The 19,652-nt window shown below is 66.4% G+C and carries 17 protein-coding genes; 7 read left to right on the top strand and 10 right to left on the bottom strand.

Annotated features, from left to right (window positions below; genetic code table 11):
* Positions 1-34 precede the first annotated feature (34 nt).
* The 3 genes from QW881_RS26650 to QW881_RS26640 form a co-directional block, all read right to left on the bottom strand.
* On the bottom strand, positions 35-2,740 hold the full coding sequence (locus QW881_RS26650; RefSeq protein ID WP_315757617.1) for a ligase-associated DNA damage response DEXH box helicase: 2,706 nt from the start codon (positions 2,738-2,740) through the stop codon (positions 35-37).
* Between the two features lie 385 nt (positions 2,741-3,125).
* Positions 3,126-4,355, bottom strand: a complete 1,230-nt coding sequence (locus QW881_RS26645) for an ABC transporter substrate-binding protein (protein WP_315757618.1) — start codon at positions 4,353-4,355, stop codon at positions 3,126-3,128.
* A gap of 107 nt (positions 4,356-4,462) precedes the next feature.
* Complete coding sequence (locus tag QW881_RS26640) at positions 4,463-5,389, bottom strand: class I SAM-dependent DNA methyltransferase (RefSeq protein WP_315757619.1); 927 nt, start codon at positions 5,387-5,389, stop codon at positions 4,463-4,465.
* Between the two features lie 117 nt (positions 5,390-5,506).
* On the opposite strand from QW881_RS26640, the gene QW881_RS26635 reads away from it, so the two are divergent.
* The 5 genes from QW881_RS26635 (at position 5,507) to QW881_RS26615 (ending at position 11,004) form a co-directional block, all read left to right on the top strand.
* Positions 5,507-6,553 carry a ligase-associated DNA damage response exonuclease gene (locus QW881_RS26635; protein ID WP_315757682.1) on the top strand — a complete coding sequence of 349 codons (1,047 nt, stop codon included), beginning with the start codon at positions 5,507-5,509 and terminating at the stop codon, positions 6,551-6,553.
* Positions 6,550-8,424, top strand: coding sequence for an ATP-dependent DNA ligase (locus QW881_RS26630; protein ID WP_315757620.1), 1,875 nt, complete (start codon positions 6,550-6,552; stop codon positions 8,422-8,424). Before QW881_RS26635 ends, QW881_RS26630 begins: the two co-directional genes overlap by 4 nt.
* A 120-nt stretch (positions 8,425-8,544) precedes the next feature.
* Positions 8,545-8,853, top strand: coding sequence for a DUF6460 domain-containing protein (locus tag QW881_RS26625; RefSeq protein WP_315735819.1), 309 nt, complete (start codon positions 8,545-8,547; stop codon positions 8,851-8,853).
* 13 nt (positions 8,854-8,866) lie between these two features.
* Complete coding sequence (locus tag QW881_RS26620; protein ID WP_316158930.1) at positions 8,867-9,601, top strand: MBL fold metallo-hydrolase; 735 nt, start codon at positions 8,867-8,869, stop codon at positions 9,599-9,601.
* 107 nt (positions 9,602-9,708) lie between these two features.
* Positions 9,709-11,004: an MATE family efflux transporter gene (locus tag QW881_RS26615; RefSeq protein ID WP_315757683.1), complete on the top strand. Its 1,296-nt coding sequence runs from the start codon at positions 9,709-9,711 to the stop codon at positions 11,002-11,004.
* A 71-nt stretch (positions 11,005-11,075) separates the two neighbouring features.
* Here the strand turns inward: QW881_RS26615 and QW881_RS26610 are convergent, their stop codons facing one another.
* Positions 11,076-12,170, bottom strand: a complete 1,095-nt coding sequence (locus QW881_RS26610) for a quinone-dependent dihydroorotate dehydrogenase (protein WP_315735815.1) — start codon at positions 12,168-12,170, stop codon at positions 11,076-11,078.
* Entirely contained in the window at positions 12,167-12,511 is a 345-nt protein-coding gene (locus QW881_RS26605; RefSeq protein ID WP_315735813.1) for a DUF952 domain-containing protein, read from the bottom strand. Before QW881_RS26605 ends, QW881_RS26610 begins: the two co-directional genes overlap by 4 nt.
* Positions 12,512-12,765: 254 nt before the next feature.
* Between QW881_RS26605 and QW881_RS26600 the strand changes: the two genes are divergently transcribed.
* Entirely contained in the window at positions 12,766-13,527 is a 762-nt protein-coding gene (locus QW881_RS26600) for a carbonic anhydrase family protein (protein ID WP_315757623.1), read from the top strand.
* Between the two features lie 192 nt (positions 13,528-13,719).
* On the opposite strand, the gene QW881_RS26595 is transcribed toward QW881_RS26600, so the two are convergent.
* From QW881_RS26595 to QW881_RS26575, 5 genes are all read right to left on the bottom strand, one after another.
* Positions 13,720-15,366: a lysine--tRNA ligase gene (locus QW881_RS26595; RefSeq protein ID WP_315757624.1), complete on the bottom strand. Its 1,647-nt coding sequence runs from the start codon at positions 15,364-15,366 to the stop codon at positions 13,720-13,722.
* A 142-nt stretch (positions 15,367-15,508) separates the two neighbouring features.
* On the bottom strand, positions 15,509-16,417 hold the full coding sequence (locus QW881_RS26590) for a transporter substrate-binding domain-containing protein (RefSeq protein WP_315735807.1): 909 nt from the start codon (positions 16,415-16,417) through the stop codon (positions 15,509-15,511).
* Between the two features lie 98 nt (positions 16,418-16,515).
* Complete coding sequence (locus tag QW881_RS26585; protein ID WP_315735806.1) at positions 16,516-17,109, bottom strand: SCO family protein; 594 nt, start codon at positions 17,107-17,109, stop codon at positions 16,516-16,518.
* A gap of 340 nt (positions 17,110-17,449) precedes the next feature.
* Positions 17,450-17,974: a hypothetical protein gene (locus QW881_RS26580; RefSeq protein ID WP_315735802.1), complete on the bottom strand. Its 525-nt coding sequence runs from the start codon at positions 17,972-17,974 to the stop codon at positions 17,450-17,452.
* A 716-nt stretch (positions 17,975-18,690) separates the two neighbouring features.
* On the bottom strand, positions 18,691-19,050 hold the full coding sequence (locus tag QW881_RS26575) for a hypothetical protein (RefSeq protein WP_315717159.1): 360 nt from the start codon (positions 19,048-19,050) through the stop codon (positions 18,691-18,693).
* 165 nt (positions 19,051-19,215) lie between these two features.
* On the opposite strand from QW881_RS26575, the gene QW881_RS26570 reads away from it, so the two are divergent.
* The gene (locus QW881_RS26570) at positions 19,216-19,581 is read left to right on the top strand and encodes a nuclear transport factor 2 family protein (protein WP_315757625.1); all 366 of its coding nucleotides are present in this window, start codon (positions 19,216-19,218) and stop codon (positions 19,579-19,581) included.
* Positions 19,582-19,652: the final 71 nt, after the last annotated feature.

Raw genomic sequence — 19,652 nt, 5'->3', positions numbered from 1 at the left:
GACAGTCCCCCGCAAAGCCGCCTCGCTTCTCGATCTACCCCATCGCTTCCTTCACGAGTTCCTCGGCAGCTTCCGCCAGGAGCTCGTCAGCGGCCTCGCCATAGACGGATTCGCGGCCGATTTCCAGCATCACCGGCACCGCCAGCGGCGAGACGCGATCGAGTTCCCGATGGGTGATTCGTCCCTCGATGCGCTGGAGCATATCACCGAGCCGCTTCAGATCGAGCAGGCCGGTGGCGGCATCGGCGCGCGCGGCGCGCAACAGCATGTGATCGGGCTGATGCCGGCGCAGCACGTCGTAGACCAGATCGGTCGAGAACAGCACCTGGCGGCGGGTCTTCTCTTCGGTCGTCGAACGCCGCGCGATCAGGCCGGAGATGATCGCACAGGACCGGAACGTGCGTTTCATCAGCGCCGATTCGGCCAGCCACGCTTCGAGGTCGTCGCCCAGCATGTCCGGATCGAACAAGGCGGCGAGATCGAGCCGGCCTTGGCTGACCATCAACGACATGTCGCCCAACCCCCACACCGCGAGCGCATATTCATTGGCGACGAAGCCGAGCGGCCGGACGCGCGCCCGCTCCAGCCTTCGCGTCAACAGCATGCCCAGCGTCTGATGCGCGAGCCGGCCCTCGAACGGATAGCAGACGAGATAATGCTTGTCGGAGCGCGGGAAGGTCTCGACCAGCAGCTCGCGGCGCGCCGGCACGCGCGACACGTCCTTCTGCAGCAACAGCCAGTCGCGCACCTGCTCCGGCAAGGCCGACCATGCGCGGCGATCATCCAGCAAGCCGCGGACGCGATCGGCGAGATAGGTCGACAACGGAAACTTGCCGCCCATGTAGGACGGCACCTTGGGATCGGCATCGTTGGCGCGCGACACATACACCTGGTCCTCGGCCAGCGCCTCATAGCGCACGATCTCGCCACTGAACACGAACGTGTCGCCGAGCGTGAGCCCTTCGATGAACGCCTCCTCGATCTCACCCAGCAGCCTGCCGCCGCGCGCGATCGCGCCGGTCGAACCGGCGCCGCCGCCGCGCGAGCGCACCAGCCGCACCTTCAGCATCGCTTCTTCCACGATGGTGCCGACGTTCAGGCGATAGCTCTGCCGCACCTTGGGATTGGCGACGCGCCAGCGTCCTTTTGCATCCTGCTTGATGCGCGCGAAGCGCTCATAGGTCTTCAGCGCGTAGCCGCCGGTGGCGACGAAGTCGACGACATCGTCGAAATCAGCGCGCGACAGCGACGCATAGGGGGCCGCAGTGATGACCTCCACATAGAGCTCGTCGCTGAGAAACGGCTCGGCGCAGGCGCAGCCGAGCACGTGCTGCGCCAGCACGTCGAGCGCGCCGGTGCGCAAGGGCGGCGTGTCCTGCGCATTGTCGGCGATGGCGTCGATCGCGACCGAGCATTCCAGCACCTCGAAGCGGTTGGCCGGCACCAGCACCGCCCGCGAAGCCTCGTCGAGCCGGTGATTGGCACGGCCGATGCGCTGCATCAGCCGCGAACAGCCCTTGGGCGCGCCCACATTGATGACGAGATCGACGTCGCCCCAGTCGACGCCGAGATCGAGCGAGGAGGTGCAGACGACGCCGCGCAGCCTGCCTGCCGACATCGCATCCTCGACCTTGCGGCGCTGCGCGACGTCGAGCGAGCCGTGATGCAGGGCGATGGCGAGATTGTCGTCGTTGATGCGCCAGAACTCCTGGAACAGCATCTCGGCCTGGCTGCGGGTGTTGACGAACACGAGCGTGGTCTTGTTTCGCTTGATCAGCTCGTACATCTCGGCCAGCGCATGGCGCGCGCTGTGGCCGGCCCACGGCAGCCGCTCCTGCGTGTCGAGCATCTCGACCACCGGCTGCGCGGCGCCGCCGGCGACCACGACATCCGCAGCAGCAATGCCGCCGCTCGGCTGCGGCACCAGGAAGCGCGCGAGCTGCTCGGGCTCGGCGACGGTCGCCGACAGGCCGATCATGCGCATGTCCGGCGCAAGCCGCCACAGCCGCGCCAGCGCGAGCGACAAGAGATCGCCGCGCTTGGAGGTGACCAGCGCATGCAGCTCGTCGAGCACCACGCGCTTCAGCGAGGAAAACAGGAACGGCGCATCGTCGGACGACAGCAGCAGCGCCATCTGCTCCGGTGTGGTCAGCAGGATGTCCGGCGGATAGCGGCGCTGCCGCTGCCGGCGGGACACCGGCGTGTCGCCGGTGCGGGTCTCGACCTTGATCGGCAGGCCCATCTCGGAGATCGGCGCCTCGAGATTGCGCGCGATGTCGACCGCGAGCGCCTTCAGCGGGGAGATATAGAGCGTGTGCAGGCCGGCGGGTCGCGGGATGCGGTTCGCCGTCTGCTTGCTCTTTTCCGTGTTCGCGAGTTCGACCAGTACATTCGGCTCGGTGCCGGGTGCCACCATCGACACCGCCGCCGGAGGCCCCCCTCCCCGCCCCTCCCCCACAAGGGGGGAGGGAGTGGAGAGAGCGGATGGCTTGGCAAGAACAGAACGATGCTTCGGCGCGACGGCAGAGCCGAGCTCCACCAAGGTCGGCAGGAACCCGGCCAGCGTCTTGCCGGCGCCGGTCGGGGCGATCAGCAGCGCCGAGCGTTGCGCGCGCGCCTTCTCCAACAGCGCCAGCTGATGCGCGCGCGGCGCCCAGCCGCGCGCCGCGAACCATTCGGTGAAATGGTCGGGTAAGGCGGCGCTGTCGTCAGGCGGGACTGGTGAGACGCGGGGCGGCACCGGGGGAAGGTAGGCAGTCGCCCGCGGTTCGTCGAGGGGCGGATAGGCGCCTTAGCCTTCACGGCTGCCGTGCCAGCCTATCCTGAAGCGCACCAGCGCCTCGCCACGCTCCGCCGTCGTCCCCGCGAACGCAGGGACCCATACCGCGGAATCCATCGGTGAGACGCTTACTGCCAGTCATCGTCCCAACAAAGCCGGTGGTTATGGATCCCTGCGCCGCGTGCGCAATTGCGCACTAGGCAGGGACGACAGCGGAGTTTGAGGCTGCATCCCTCGCCACATCGTCATTGCGAGGAGCGAAGCGACGAAGCGATCTAGACTGCGTCCGCGGAGGAACTCTGGATTGCGTCGCTTCGCTCGCAATGACGAATGAGACCGCTGCCCCCTACTCCGTCATCGGCTTCTCGGAGATGCTCCAGTCCTTGCCGTCGAAGATCGAGATGTAGAGCGTCTTCATCGGCGTGTAGTCGTCCGGCGTGTAGGCATAGTTGACGCCGTCGAGGAAGAACGGCGAGTGGAAGCCGGCGAGTGTCGTGGCGTGCTTCAGCACGTTCTCGCGCGTCAGCGTATCGCCGCAGCGGCGCAGGATCTCGCCCATCGACACCGCCTGGCCGTAGCCGGCATAGGCGATGGTGTTGTCGGGATCGATGCTGGGCAGGTACTTGGCGCGCAGCGCCTCGAAGCCCTTCACGTCCGGATCGTCCTTCCACTGCGGCACGCCGGCGTCCTTGGAATAGCGGATCGCGACGATGCCCTTGGCATTCTCGAGGCCGGCGGCGGACAGGATCGAACGGCCGGTCGAGCCCGCCGACAGCAGCTGCAGCGGCTTCCAGCCGAGCTCGGCCACCTTGCGGATCGACTGCGACGAGGCCTTTCCCGTGCTGATGTTGTAGAACACGTCGGCACCGGACTTCGACAAATTGATCAGCTGCGAGTCCACCGTCGGCTCGGTGAGATCATAGGTCTGCTCCATGATCACCTGCGCCTTGCCGCCGGCGTCGGCCAGCACCTTCTTGAACGGTCCCAGGAAGTCGCGGCCGAAATCGTCGTTCTGATAGAGGATGCCGATCTTGGCTTCCGGCTTCACGCTCAGCACGTGCTTGGCGAGAATGCGCGCCTCGGTCGGATAGAGCGGCAGCCCCGCCATGGTCCATTTGTAGTTCTTCGGATCATTCCACTTCGAGGCGCCGGTGTTGAGCAGCAGCTGCGGCACGCCCTTGGAATTGAGGTATTTGTGCACGGCGGTCTGCGGCGCAGTGCCGAGCGAGCCGTACAACGCCAGCACTTCGTCCTGCTCGACCAGCCGCCGCGTCGCCTCGACGCATTTCGGTGCGCTATAGGCATCGTCCATGGTCAAGAACTTGACCTTGCGCCCGTTGATGCCGCCCTGCTCGTTGAGCATCTGGAAATAGGCTTCGCCCACCCGGCCGAGCACGCCGTACAGCGAACCGGGACCGGAATGCGGAATGGTCTGACCGATCTTGATCTCGGTGTCGCTGGCGCCGGCATCATATTTCTTCTCGGCAGCCCAGACATGGGGCGACGCGATGGACGAAGCGCCGATGGTCGCAAGCGCGGTGGCGCAGAAATCGCGCCGCGTCAGATGTTTTTTCATTTTATCTCTCCCTAGACTGCCGCCATTTTTTGGCATCGGGAGAGCTGCGGCAAGAGCGAAGTTGCCGCATTGGACGCTGCGTGCAGCGCATTCAATAGCGTGTAGACTCAAGTCCTGACGGCGACCACGGCCAGCCCGCGCACCGGCAGCTGCTCCTCGATGCGCGGCGACGCCGGCTCGAGATGGGCCAGCGTCAATCCCGCGGCCGCGATCACGCCACGGACATATTCCGCTCCATGGGCATAACGCAGCCCCTTCCCCATGATCACACCGTCGCCGTCATGGGTCTCAACGGTAAAAGTCAGCAGCCCGCCCGGCGCCAGCACACGTTGCGCCTCGCGCAACACCGGGCCGAGGTCGCCGACATAGACCATCGCATCGGCTGCGAGAATGAGATCAGCAGACGCAACGTCCTGGCGCTGCAGCCCTGCGGTCATGTCGTCGACCTCGAGCCCGGCATAGAGCCCGGTGGCGCGCGCCTCCGCGATCATGCCGGCCGACAGGTCGATGCCGATGAAGCTGTCGACGTTGCTGGCGAACGCCGCTGCACCCAGCCCGGTGCCGCAGCCGAGATCGATCGCGCGCTTGAAGTAGGCCGGCTTGCGCTCGGCCGCGCGCACCGCGATCACCGCCTTGAACAGGATCGCGGGCGCGCGGTAGTGCAGCCGCTCGATCAGCTCGGTCTCGAAACGCGGCGCGTACTGATCGAACAGCGACTGTACATAGGCCTTCGGCATGTCTCCAAGCGGCACGGCGCCGAGCTGCATCAGACGCACAGCGGCACCGTGGCGGTCATCCGGATCGGCGACGCTAGCGTTCCGGAAGGCAGAGATTGCCTTGTCGGTTTCACCGAGCGCGATCCTGATCTTGCCGAGTTCGAACCAGGCCGAGGCGAAGCCGGGGGCGAGCTCGATGGCCTGCTCCATCACCTCGGCGGCCGCGGCCAGGTCGCCCTTCAATTGCAGGTCGCGGGCGAACTCGTAGCGGCGGTCGGCGATCAGATCGCCGGAGGACAGGAACAGGCGGTTGGGCATGCTGGAACCATCATCGTCAATTCGGGCTTCTCATCGAGGAGATGGATGCGCGGGTCAAGCCCGCGCATGACGAGATGGAAACTGGCACGACCTGAAAACGCGTCTTGCGTGACCTATATGACCGGCATGCGCCCGCAAGACATTCTGCTGCCCGTTCCGTCCGGCCTCTGCTGCAAGGCCGGCGGCTTTCACATCGATCCCGTGCGCCCGGTCGAGCGGGCGCTGATCACCCACGGCCATTCCGATCATGCCCGTGCCGGCCACGGCGCCGTGCTGGCGACGCAGGAGACGCTCGACATCATGCGGCTGCGCTATGGCGACAATTTTGCGGGCTCGATCCAGGCGATCGGGTATGGCGAGGAGATCAGGCTCGGCGACGTCACCGCGAGCTTTCATCCCGCCGGTCACGTGCTCGGCTCGGCGCAGATCAAGGTGTCCTGTGGCGGGACCTGCATCGTCGCATCCGGTGACTACAAGGATGCGCGCGATCCGACCTGCGCGCCGTTCGAGCTGGTACAATGCGACGTCTTCATCACCGAGGCGACGTTTGGCCTACCAGTGTTCCGTCACGGCGACGCTGCGCTGGAAGTGAACAAGCTGCTGGCCTCGGTGGCGCTGTTTCCCGACCGCGCGCATCTGGTCGGCGCGTATTCCCTCGGCAAGGCGCAGCGCGTGATCGCGCTGATCCGCGAGGCCGGCTATGAGCAGCCGATCTACCTGCATGGCGCGATGGAGAGGATCACGCGCTACTATCGGGACAAGGGAATCGCGCTGGGCGAGCTGAGGCCTGTGAAGGGCGTCAAGAAGGCCGAGCTCGCCGGCACGATCACGCTGGCGCCGCCGAGCGCGACCTCCGACCTGTGGACCCGCCGCTTTCCCGATCCCGTCACGGCCTTCGCCTCGGGCTGGATGCGGGTGCGCGCCCGCGCCCGGCAGCGCGGCGTCGAGCTGCCGCTGGTGATCTCGGACCATGCCGACTGGGACGGGCTGACCGCCACCATCGCGGCGACCGGCGCAAGCGAGGTGTGGGTCACCCACGGCCAGGAGGACGCGCTGGTGCATTGGTGCCGGAGCAAGGGCCTGGCGGCCCGGCCGCTCGACCTCGTCGGCTATGGCGACGAGGAGGAGAGCGAGGTGGTGGCGACGGAGGACGCGGAGGCATGAACCGCTTCGCCGAGCTGCTCGACCGCCTCGCCTATGAGCCGGGCCGCAACAACAAGCTGCGCCTGCTGACGTCGTACTTCCGCGAGGTCGAGGATCCCGATCGCGGCTACGCGCTGGGCGCGCTGACGGGCGCGCTGTCGTTCAAGCACGCCAAGCCGGCGCTGATCCGCGAAATAATCGCCGCGCGCACCGATCCGGTGCTGTTCGCGCTGTCGTATGATTATGTGGGGGATCTCTCGGAGACCGTCGCGCTGATGTGGCCGAAGGACAGGGCGCATCATCAGCAGCTCGTTTCTGGGTACCCCCCTCCCCACCCCTCCCCCACAAGGGGGGAGGGAGCGCTGGCGCGTTCGGAGTTGCTGTCTCGGTCTGCATCGAGCACCGCTCCCCCTTCACGTCTCTCGTCCCCCACAACCACTCTCTCCGTTCCCTCCCCCCTTGTGGGGGAGGGTCAGGGAGGGGGGTACCCCACGGGCGGTCTCACGAGGGACCCCGCACCCGGCCACAACAACCCGCCACCGCCGACGCTGACCGAGGTCGTCACCACCCTGCGCACCCTCGGCAAGACCGAGATGCCGCGGCAACTCGCGCAATGGCTGGATGAGCTCGACGAGACCGGGCGCTGGGCACTGCTGAAACTGGTCACCGGGGGCTTGCGCATCGGCATCTCCGCGCGGCTTGCCAAGACCGCAGCGGCCGCGCTCGGCGACAAGGACCCGCACGAGGTCGAGCTGATCTGGCCGGGCCTCGCGCCGCCCTATCTCGACCTGTTCGCCTGGCTCGAGGGCCGCGGCGACAGGCCGATCAACCGCGATCCCGCGCCGTTCCGCCCGGTCATGCTGGCGCATGCGGTCGAGGACGACGACTTCGCCAACATGAATGCCGCCGACTACATCGCCGAGTGGAAATGGGACGGCATCCGCGTCCAGGCGGTGAGCGGCCGCGAGGCCGACGGCCGCGTCGTCTCACGGCTGTATTCGCGCAGCGGCGAGGACATCACCGGAAGCTTTCCGGACCTGCTGCCGTCGCTGCATCTGCCCGGCGCGCTCGACGGCGAGCTGCTGGTGGTGCGCGATCAGCGCGTGCAGAGCTTCAACGTGCTGCAGCAGCGGCTGAACCGCAAGACGGTGTCGCCGAAGCTGATGAAGGAGTACCCGATCCACCTGCGGGCCTACGACCTGCTCGGCGATGAGGACGGCGATTTGCGCGAGCTGCCGTTCGCCGAGCGCCGCGCGAAGCTGGAGGCGTTCATCAAGCGCCTGGACGATCCGCGCGTCGACCTGTCACCGACCATTGCGTTCGCGACCTGGGATGCGTTGAAGGCTGCGCGCGCCAATCCCGCCTCGGCCGGGGCCGGCGACGATGCCGAGGCCGTGGAAGGCGTGATGCTGAAGCGGCGCGACGCGCTGTATCTGCCGGGGCGTCCCAAGGGGCAGTGGTGGAAGTGGAAGCACGATCCGCACATCATCGACGCCGTGCTGATGTATGCGCAGCGCGGCCACGGCAAGCGCTCGTCCTATTACTCCGACTACACGTTCGGCGTCTGGACGGCGGGAGACGGCGGCGATCAGCTGGTGCCCGTCGGCAAGGCCTATTTCGGCTTCACCGACGAGGAGCTGCTGCAGATCGACCGCTTCGTCCGCCGCAACACCACGGAGAAGTTCGGTCCCGTCCGCCACGTCGTGCACGAGCCCGGGCAGGGGCTGGTGCTCGAAGTGGCGTTCGAGGGCCTGCAGCGCTCGCCGCGGCACAAATCCGGCATCGCGATGCGCTTTCCGCGCATCAACCGGCTGCGCTGGGACAAGCCACCGCGCGACGCCGACCGGCTGGAGACGTTGGAGCGCATGCTGAAGAGCGAGACCCCAGCGTGACAGCGCGGGAACATTAAATGCCAGTAACCGGCTTGCGGCGGCGAGCCGGGTTCCCCACCTGCCCTGCCGTGCTTTATAATCGGGCTCGCGAATCCGACGAACCCGCCTGGAGACGATGACATGTCGAACGACATCAGGGACTATCCGGCCCGCGCCCGCAGCTCGGATGGCCTGTATCGCTTTCTCGGCGGCTCGCCGCTGTCGGTGGCGTTCCGACTGGTCCTGCTGTCGATCCTGGTCGGCGTGGTGCTGTCGGCGATCGGCTTCGATCCCTTGAACATCCTACACAGCATCCGGCTGCTGTTCATCCGGCTGTACGAGCTCGGCTTCGACGCCTTCAACTGGCTGTGGCGCTACTTCCTGCTCGGCGCCGTGATCGTGATCCCGATCTGGTTCCTGTCGCGGCTGTTCGCCCCGCGCGGCCGGTAGAGAGACGCAGCCGATGCAGCTCCGCTTCGTCGGCTGCGGTGACGCGTTCGGCTCGGGCGGCAGGTCCAACACCTGCTTCCATCTGACCGGCTCGCGCACGAATCTCCTGATCGATTGCGGCGCCTCGTCGCTGCCGGCGCTGAAGCGGCTCGGCATCGCCTGCAACGATATCAAACTGATCCTGATCACGCATTTCCATGGCGATCATTTCGCCGGCCTGCCGTTCCTGCTGCTCGATGCGCAGTTTTCGCGCCGGACGCAGCCGCTGGTGATCGTCGGCCCGGCCGGCATCGAGGCGCGGCTGACGCAGGTGATGGAAGCGCTGTTCGAGCATTCGTCGCGCACGCCGCGGAAATTCGAACTGTCGGTGATCGAGCTCGCGCCTGAGCAGCCAACGCGCTTCGGCGCGGTCTGCGTGACGCCGTTTCCAGTCGTCCACGGCAATTCGGGCGGACCGTTTCTCGGCTACCGGATCGAGGCCGAGGGCAAGATCGTCGCCTACACCGCCGATACCGAGTGGACCGACAGCCTGATCCCGCTCGGCCGCGACGCCGACCTGTTGATCGCCGAGGCCTACACCTACGACAAGGCGGTGAAGAACCATCTCAGCCTCGCGGCGCTGGAGGCGCATCTCGGCGAGATCGGGCCGAAGCGGCTGGTGCTCACCCATATGAGCGACGACATGCTGGGCCGGCTGGACCGCATCGAGCATGTGGCCGCGCATGACGGCATGAGCATCGACCTCTAGCTGAGAGACGCGAAAGGCCGCTAAGACCAGGAGAGACGCGCGTGCCGCGCGCTTTGCCAATCCGCGAGACGTTCTTGACTGCTTCAGCGAAAATCACGACAGCGCAGGTGTTCGACATCGCGGGTCCCGCGATGATCGCCAACCTGACCACGCCGCTGATCGGCATCGTCTCGACCACGGCGATCGGCCGGCTCGGCGAAGCGGCCATGCTCGGCGGCGTCGCCATGGCCTCGGTGATCTTCGATTGCCTGTTCTGGCTGTTCGCCTTCCTCCGCGCCAGCACACTCGCCTTCACCGCGCAATCGCTGGGCGCCGGCGAGAGCGACGAGATCCTGATGGTCCTGATCCGCGGCCTGGCGCTGGCCGCGCTGATCGGCGTCACCCTGATCGCGCTGCAACTGCCGCTGGGCGCGATCATCTTCGACATCATGGGCGGCAGCGACGCCGTGTTGAGCGCGGCCCGCAGCTATTTCATCGTCCGGATATGGTCGGCGCCGCTGGCGCTCGCCAACTACGTGCTGCTCGGCTGGCTCGTCGGACTGGCGCGCGCACGGCTGGCGCTGGCCGTTCAGGTCGCGATCAACCTGATCAACATGGCCGCGACCATCCTGTTCGTCCAGATGCTGCAGGCCGGTATCGCCGGCGCGGCGATTGCCGCCGTGATCGCGGAGACGGTCGGTGTCGCGATCGGCCTGGTGCTGGCGCGCCGATTGGTCAAAGCCGACGCCCGGATATCGCGCGCTGCGCTGCTCGACCGCGCCAAGCTGATGCACATGATGGCGGTGAACCGCGACATCATGATCCGCACCGCGGCGATGATCGTCGCCTTCCTGTTCTTCACCTCACAAGGCGCGCGTGCCGGCGACACGACGCTGGCGGCCAACGCGGTGCTGAACAATTTCCTGCTGGTGGCCGCGTTCTTCCTCGACGGGCTCGCCAACGCCGCCGAGCAGCTCTGCGGCTATGCGTTCGGCGCGCGCAACCGCGACGCCTTTTCCGGCGCCACAAGGCTGGTGCTCGCCTGGGGCTTCGGCTTCGCGCTCGCCGTTGCGGTGATCTTCGCGCTGTTCGGTCCGGTGCTGATCGACGTGATGACGGCAAACGATGCGGTGCGCCGCGCGGCGCGCGACTATCTGCCGTTCGTGGTGGCGTCGCCGCTGCTGTCGGTGTTCGCCTTCGCGTTCGATGGCGTCTATATCGGTGCCACCTGGGCGCGCGACATGCGCAATCTCATGGTGGCGGCGCTGATCGTCTTCCTCGGCATCTGGCTGGCGCTGCGCGGCTTCGGCAATACGGGCCTGTGGATCGCGATGCTCGGCTTCTACGCCGCGCGCGGCGGCTTCCAGGCCGCGCGTTATCCGGCGCTGCTGCGGGCGTCGTTCGGCAACAAAGAGAGTTTGTAGAGGGCGCTGTATCGCGCAGCGCGCTTTGCGATCTCGCTCGCCCTACACTCTTCGCCGAAGATAGAGCGCGTCTAAACCGGCCAGTCCTCGGCGGTGATCGTCGCGGCGTCCGCGCCGACGATCTCCGCCAGCGAGTCACGCCCCGTGCGCAGCAGCGTCGAGGTCAGGTCGGCCTTGATGCTCTCGACCAGGCCGAGGCCCTTGTAGACCAGCGAGGAATACAGCTGGATCAGGCTGGCGCCGGCGCGGATCTTGGTGAGCGCGGCGCCACCCGTGTCGATGCCGCCGACGCCGATCAACGGGAACGCGCCTTCGACGCGCACGAAGGTCTCGGCCACCATCCGGGTCGACAGCCGGAACAGCGGCCGCCCGGACAGGCCGCCCTGCTCCTTGGCGCGCAACTGCTCGCGCAGCGAGCTGGGCCGAGCGAGCGTCGTGTTCGACACGATCATGCCGTCGACGCCGCGCGAGCGCGCGACATGGACGACGTCATCGAGCTCGGCGAGGCTGAGATCCGGCGCGATCTTGAGCAGCACCGGGGTGTCGCCGGCCTTGCGGCGGATACGGTCGCGCGCCTCCAGCACCTTGGATAGCAGCTCGTCGAGCTGCGAAGCCTGCTGCAGGTTGCGCAGGCCCGGCGTGTTGGGCGAGGAGATGTTGACGGTGAAGTAGCTCGCCACCGGCGCGAAGGTCTCGATCAGCCGGACGTAATCGGCGACGCGATCGGCCGAATCCTTGTTGGCCCCGACATTGACGCCGACGATGCCGCCCTGATGGGCGCGGCCGGCAAGCCGCCGCAACACGATCTCGGCGCCGTCATTGTTGAAGCCCATGCGGTTGATCACCGCCTCGTCGCGTTCCAGCCGAAACAGCCGCGGGCGCGGATTTCCGCTCTGCGGCCGCGGCGTGACCGAACCGATCTCGACGAAGCCGAAGCCGAGCCGCAGCAGCGCGTCCGGCACCTCGGCGTTCTTGTCGAAGCCGGCGGCCATGCCGACCGGATTCGGGAAGTTGAGCCCGAAGGCGCGCACCGCGAGCTTCGCATCGTCCGGTCGCGGCTTGATCGCCGGCAAGAGCTTCAGGCCCTGGATGGCGAGCCGGTGCGCATCCTCGGCGTCGAGCCAGCGGAGCAGCGGCAGCGAGAGCTGGTCGAAAGCGCGGATCACGGCTTCAGGTCCGGAATGTCATGGCCGCCATCGGCACGGCTGTGCAACTGGTGAACGGCGGTCACGGCGCCGAGATCGAGCTCGCCATACAGATGCGGGAACAGCTCGTCGTTGCGCGAGCGCTCCCAGCGCAAGCCTGCACCCAGTGCATCCGCCTCGACCTCGACCAGGAACAGCGCGCTCTGCCCGAAAAAGTGCTTCCGGGCCGTCTCCGGCACCTGGGGGGCGGTCGAAAAATGGATGAACCCGTCGCGCAGATCGTCGGCGCTGCCGCGGTACACGCCCAGCCGCTCCGCCTCGCGCCAGGCCGAAGCTGAGCAGATTTTGTAGATTTTGGGCACCTTCGCGCGGTCCTGGCTCAAGCTTGAGTTTGCTGATGTTTTCGGAGCGGCCGACCGTATCGGCAGGGGGCGGCGAACTCAAGCATCGTTTGCCCGGGACAGCCCGGCGGCCGACCCGCTCAGGCTGCACCCGAGTGACTGCGAGTTCGCGAGGATGCAGCCGGTTCCTCAGCAAGGGTTAACCTGATTCGGTTTTCCTGTTGCGCGCGATTCGCAACCGATCGTGCCCACGCTTGAACCTTTTGGAGATTGCCATGGACCGCCGCCACGTCTTGAAGGCCCTTGCGGGGCTCGCCCTCTGCCCCGCCTGCGCGACCCCGGGCTTCGCCGCCGAGGGCGCCCCGCATTGGAGCTATGAGGGCGCGACCGGACCGGCCAACTGGGGGGATCTCGATGCGGCCAACAAGGTCTGCGGCGTCGGCACCCAGCAATCGCCCATCGACATCGAGCATTCGACCCGGGCCCAACTGCCCGACTTCAAGCTGAGCTGGGCCAGGACCGCCGACACCATCGTCAACAATGGTCACACCATCCAGCTCAACTTCGCCGACGGCAGCAGCACCCTGAAGCTCGACGGCACCACCTACAAGCTGCTGCAGGTGCATTTCCATCGTCCGAGTGAGCATCAGATCGGTGGCAAGAACTATCCGATGGAGGCGCATTTCGTCCACCGCGCCGCGTCGGGCGGGCTCGCCGTGGTCGGCGTTCTCATGACCACCGGCCGGCCCAATCCCGCCTTCGCGCAGATCGTGGCGACGATGCCGGACAAGGAGGGTCCCGCGGTCAAGGCCGATCCGCGCATCAACCCCAACATGATGCTGCCGGCACGCCGCTCCTATTATCGCTATGCCGGCTCGCTGACGACGCCGCCCTGCTCAGAGGTGGTCGAATGGCTGCTGCTGAGCGAGCCGGTCTCGGTCGCGGAAGCGGACGTCGCGAAATTCGCCAAGCTGTATCCGATGAACGCGCGCCCGGTGCAGAAGCTCGACCGCCGCTTCGTGCTGCACGGGGTGTAGTTCGAATGGCCGCTTCGGACTGACGTGGCCGCCGAGTTCTCCGCTGTCGTCCCGGCGAACGCCGGGACCCATACCGCGGAATCTCAGTTGTCTTGCGAGGTGGCGGATATCCGTCACCTCACCTCGGCTCGTGGCTATGGGTCCCGGCTCAGGGCCGGGACGACACCTTTTGTGTGACGACGAGCGAGCCCCTCACGCGCTGCGCGCCAGCGCGCCGTCGATCATCGCCACCGCATTGTTCACGCCGTAGACCGCGACGAAGGAGCCGAAACGGGGGCCCTTCTCCTGGCCGAGCAGCACCTGGTAGAGCATGTTGAACCAGTCCAGAGACACGCCGGGGCGGCCGTCCTTGCCCTTCTTGGCGTGGTCGAGGAACGGCTCGCGGCGGCCGATCTCGTAGACCACGTTCTGGATGTCCTCGGCCGTGGCCTCCGCCGGAAGATTGGACAGCGCATCGCGCAGATCCTGCAGCGCCACGCGCTCGCCCTCGGTCGGCTCGCGGAAGGTCTTGGTCGGCGCGACGAAGTCGCGATAGTAGTTGATGGCGTAGCCGACCATCGCGTCGAGCTTGGGATGCGTCTGCGGCGTCACGCCGGGCCGGTAGCGGCCGATGAAGCCCCACAGCGTCTCGGCATTCTCCGCGTTCGACGACGACACCAAGGTCAGCAGCAGCTGGAAGGTGACGGGCATGTCGGCCTTCGGCGGCTTTCCGGAATGAATGTGCCAGACCGGATTGCCGAGCTGTTGCTTGGCATCCTGCTTCCGAAAACCATCGAGGAACTGCTGATAGTCGTCGACGTTGCGCGGGATGACGTCGAAATACAGCCGCTTCGCCGCCTTCGGCTCGCGATACATGAACAGCGACAGCGATTCCGGCGAGGCGTAGCGCAGCCATTCGTCGATGGTCAGCCCGTTGCCCTTCGACTTCGAGATCTTCTGGCCCTTCTCGTCGAGGAACAGCTCGTAATTGAAGCCCTCAGGCGGGGTGCCGCCGAGCGCCGCGCAGATCTTGCCCGACAGCTTCACCGAATCGATCAGGTCCTTGCCGGCCATTTCATAGTCGACGCCCAGCGCATGCCAGCGCATCGCCCAGTCCGGCTTCCATTGCAGCTTGCAACGGCCGCCGGTCACCGGAACGGTCATGCGCGCCTTGGTCTCCGGATCGTCGTAGGAGATGGTGCCGGCCTTGGCGTCGTGCTCGACGATCGGCACGTACAGCACGAGGCCGGTGCGCGGGCAGATCGGCAGGAACGGCGAGTAGCTCGCCGCGCGCTCCTCGCGCAAGCTCGGCAGCATGATCGCCATCACCTTCTCGAGCCGCTCCAGCATGCGCAGCAGAGCCGCGTCGAACTTGCCGGAGGTGTAGTAGTCGGTCGCGGAGGCGAACTCGTAGTCGAAGCCGAACCGGTCGAGAAAGGCGCGCAGCCGCGCATTGTTGTGAGCGGCGAACGACGGATATTCGTTGGAGAACGGATCCGGGATGCGCGACAGCGGCTTGCCGAGATGGCTGGCCAGCATGTCCTTGTTCGGCACGTTGTCCGGAACCTTGCGCAGGCCGTCCATGTCGTCCGAGAACGCGATCAGGCGGGTCTTGATCTTGTCCTCGGTGAGCACGCGGAAGGCGTGGCGGACCATGGTGGTGCGCGCGACCTCGCCGAAGGTGCCGATATGCGGCAGGCCGGACGGGCCGTAGCCGGTCTCGAACAGCACCTCGTCCTTGGGGTTCTTCTTCAGCCGGTTGACGATCGCTTTCGCCTGCTCGAACGGCCAGGCGTTGGATTGTTCGGCGAGCGCGCGCAAGTCGCTCGGGCTGGTCTGGACGAGATCGATCGTGGACATCGTGAAAAAGACTTCTCCGAAGACGTCAGTGCAAAACAGTGGTCATGATACCCGTCATTTCCGGGGCGATGCGAAGCATCGAACCCGGAATCTCGAGGTTCCGGTTTCGCGTCTTCGACGCGCCCCGGAACGACGGCAAGCGCTAGAACGGGCTGATCGAGAAGTAGCGCAGCCACAGGTCGGTGTAGCGGCCTTTTTCCCAGACCCGGAACAGCGCCCAGTTCAGCGCCTGGCGCAAGAGGTCGTTGCCCTTGCGCACGGCGATGCCTACGCCCTCGCCGAAATAGCGGCTTTCGACGAAAGGTCCACCGGAAAAGGCGCAGCAATCGCCGGAATCGGTGCCATTGACCCAGAACGCCAGCGAGATGCCGTCGCCGAAGATCAGGTCGACCTCGGCCCGGCGCAGCGCCTGCCGCAGCGCCTCGTCGTTCGGATAGGTCTTGATCTCCGCGTCGGTGAACATCGCCTTGAGGTAGGCCTCGTGCGCGGTGCCGGCGACGGCGCCGATCTTCTTACCCTCGAGAAATTCGGGGCGGATCTCGGTCATGACGGCATCGCGGCGGGACACGAAGCGGGCGGGCGCCCGGTAATACGGATCGGAGAAGTCGGCCCGCGCCCGCATCTGCGGCGTCACCGCGATCGAGGCGATGATCGCATCGCCCCGGTTCGAGGACAGCGCATCGAGCAGGGTTTCGAACCGGCGCATCTGGACGGTGCAGGTGACCTTGATCTCGTCGCAGATCGCCCGTGCCAGATCGACGTTGAAGCCGGCCGGATTGCCGTCCGGACCGGTGAAGTTGAACGGCGGATAATCGGTCTCGGTCAGGAAACGAATCACGGTGAGGCGCGACAAATCGGGCCGGTCGGGCCGGCGTCGCGGGTCCCAGAAGCCGGGGACGGCCTGCGGCGCCGCCTCGACGGCGGGCCGCACGGGCGCCTGGGCGCGCACCTCCGAGCCGGCTGCGGCGAGACCGAAGCAGAGCAGCGCGCTGGCGATGGCGGCGCGGGCCGCAGGCGCGGATTTCACGGGCTTTGATAAGACGGTCTGCATCAGCGGTCCCGATGGTCAGCGCCTTATAGACCATCCCGGCGCAAATTCGAGGCTGGATTCGGCCCGGAGGCGGCCGCCCGGCTGGAGCGTCAACGCGCTCAGAGGTACTTCTTGAGATCCGCCGCCGCTTCCTCGGGCGTCCGCTTCAGGTTGAACGGCGCGACGAACCGGCCGTTGCGGTCCATCAGATACACCAGGGCGGTGTGGTCCATGGTGTAATCACCGTCCTTCAGCGGGACCTTCTTGGCATAGACCCGGTACTCGGTGAGAACCTTCGCCAGAACCTCGGGATCGCCGGTCAGACCCTTCAGATGCGGGTCGAAGCTGGAGAGGTAGTCCTTCATCGCGGCCGGATTGTCGCGCTCGGGGTCGACCGAGACGAAATAGGCGTTGACGCCGTCGGCGTCCTTGCCCATCGCGCGCAGCACCTCGGAGATCTCGAACAGCGAGGTCGGACAGACGTCCGGGCAATGGGTGAAGCCGAAGAAGATCAGGGTCGGACGGCCTTCAAGGCTCTTCTCGGTGACGACGGCCCCGCTCTGGTCGGTCAGCTGGAACGGTCCGCCGATCGCGGCCGGCGCCGCGATGTTTCGGCCGCCGCCCATGATGAGGAACATCAGCGACAGCCCGACCACGAGGCTGGCGGCAAAGGCTCCGACGATCACCAGGGGGCGGGTGGCATTGGATGGCATTGCGCGCTCCTTCACTGTCTCAGAAGCAGGCTTGCCAGCCGGCCGCGATCGTCTCGAAGAACACCGCGGTCCCGTACTGCACCCACATCGTCACGGCGCCGGCGACGAGCCCGATCGCCGCAACCCCAGCCACGATAGCCGAAGCGGAGGCCGAACGCCGGTCACCCGACGCGGACGGTATCTCTTGCGGCGCTGAAAGAGGCTGCATGATGGCGTACTCATCGGGCGGGTGCTGGCCCGAGCGGCCCGCCCCTCGCGCTTCAGATAAGCCCCGCGGCCGGTCCAGGCAAGCGCCGCGGACGGGCAGCCGATCACCCGAAACGGCCGGTGGCCGGCGTCATCAATGGGAGGCGGAGGCCTTGGCCGCGGCCGGCGAGATGGCCGGCGCATTGGGCGCAACATGCGAGGAGGCCGGAGACGATGCCTGGGCATCCATATAGCAGGGCTTGTACATTGCCTGCAGCTCCTTGCCCTTCAGGAAGATCATCCGGGGCGTCAGGCCGCCGCGCTGGGTGATCCAGCGGCGGATCGGCGACGGGTACATCGAGTACAGCATCTGGGTCGCCTCGGGGTTGGTGACGGCGCGGCCGTTGGCGCCGAAATCCCAGGCGGCGTGGAATCCGAGATTGGCATGCGAGGTGACGCAGATCTTCTCGTGGGGGATCGCCCCGAGCACGATGGTGCAGGCCGAGGCGCAAAGCCCGTCGATGATCACATACTCACCGGAGGATCGCAGGCCCTGGTACTTGTCGACATAGGTTCCGATCCGGCCACCGCGGTCATCGGCGATCCGGACCACGGCCTGGCTGGCGCCGACCCCCGACAGCAACAGAACGACCGCAAGCAATCCCGTCCAGAATTTCATGTCGAGCCCCAGTGCAACCCGGCGAAAACCGATCTGACCGACTTTGGCACGCTTCGTGTGATGCGCTTCTTGTGATGCTTGGACTGCGGTGGACCTTGCAATCACGACCCCATCCGCAGAACCGGAACGCGAAAGCCAAATCCAAATCGCAAATGCAGCGTGTTTCGAGATCGTGTTTTTGTCCAGGACAGCGCGGTGACGAAAGCCAAATTCACCGCGAGTGTTGCAAGCCCGCTGCACCAATGAGTCGCTACCACCGAAAATGGCCGAACGCTGGTTCCGGACATGGCGATGGCGCCACGAGCAAGGCAGAGGCCCGGCATGATTCGCCCATCGGCGCGGCAGCGGCGTCACGGCGGCACAAACGACACTCCGGAAAAACCCGGTAGCCGAGCTGCCGCGCGACACACGCCCCGTTGCCCAGTGACGGCGGGACGCTCACCCCTCTCATCGCCGGCCCAGGGGCGCTCGTGCGATCACGATCGTGGGTGCGCGCTCCCGCCAGCCCTGGCTGGCATGGCCGAAATCCGGAGATGCGACCAATGCAATCACAAGTTTGGACCGTGCGGCCGAGCTCCGCCCCGCAAGCGGGCGCGGCAGGATCACTCCCAGCAGCGCGCCGTCTGATCGCGAGATGGAGCGAGGTCCGGCCGATATCGCGCTGGCAGCCGGGAGGACGATCTGCCTCCCGACGCCCTCGGTCCCCGTGAAGTTAACTAATTATCGGGCAGCCGAATCCGCGCTCCAAACGTGACGAGCGGCGCATCGGCGGCGCCGAGCTGGATCTGCCGCTCCGGCACCTCCTGATAGCTGCCGTCTTCAATCTTTCTTAATTCATATTGCCAGACCGTTAACGTCTCGCCGCGCGCGAGCGCGTCGCGGATGCGGCTGGCGCCGCGTCCCGGCAGCTTGACGAGGTCGTCGCGCATCATGCCGATCATCGTCGGGCTCTCGCCGCGATGCAGCTCGAAGAACACCATGCGATTGGGCTTGTCCTGCGGCTTGAGCACGGTATCCGCCGTGAACAGCACCAGACAGATTGCGACGGCAATCCACTTCCAAGTGTCGGACATCATGAGACGCATTCCCCGCACCGCCTCTGCGCGTGGCGTAGCCCTCGCGCAAACAGGCGGCAACTTACAGTTCTGTCATTCCGGATGAGATGACGTTCGACGTAATCGATTCGCTGCGCGCCGGGCGCGATGATGGGCTCCTCATCGTTCACAACATGGAGAGCACCGATGACCAACCCGACTGAGATCGCCGAGAGCTACATCGCGCTGTGGAACGAACGCGATGCCGCGCAGCGCGGCGCATTGCTCGCACGTCACTGGACCGCGGATGCGCTCTATGTCGACCCGCTGATGCGCGGCGAAGGACGCGATGCGGTGGATGGCCTGGTCGCGGGCGTGCAGCAGCGCTTTCCCGACTTCCGCTTTCGCCTGATCGGCTCCGCGGACGGCCACGGTCATCATCTCCGCTTTTCCTGGGAGCTCGGCCCCGAGAATGCGGAAGCCCCGATCCAGGGCACGGATTTCGTCGAGCTGGCCGACGGCCGCATCCGGCGCGTCATCGGGTTTCTCGACAAGGTCCCGCAGGGCGCCTGACGGACGTCCCGTTCCGCCCGGCTTCCGCAGTGCGGTCGGCCTGCCGCGATGGCCGGGCTCCCATGCGCAGA

The organism is Bradyrhizobium sp. SZCCHNS3016 (assembly GCF_032484535.1).
Lineage (GTDB): Bacteria > Pseudomonadota > Alphaproteobacteria > Rhizobiales > Xanthobacteraceae > Bradyrhizobium.
The sequence above is the reverse complement of the archived record's forward strand: the minus strand, read 5'-3'. Positions and strand labels throughout refer to the sequence as shown.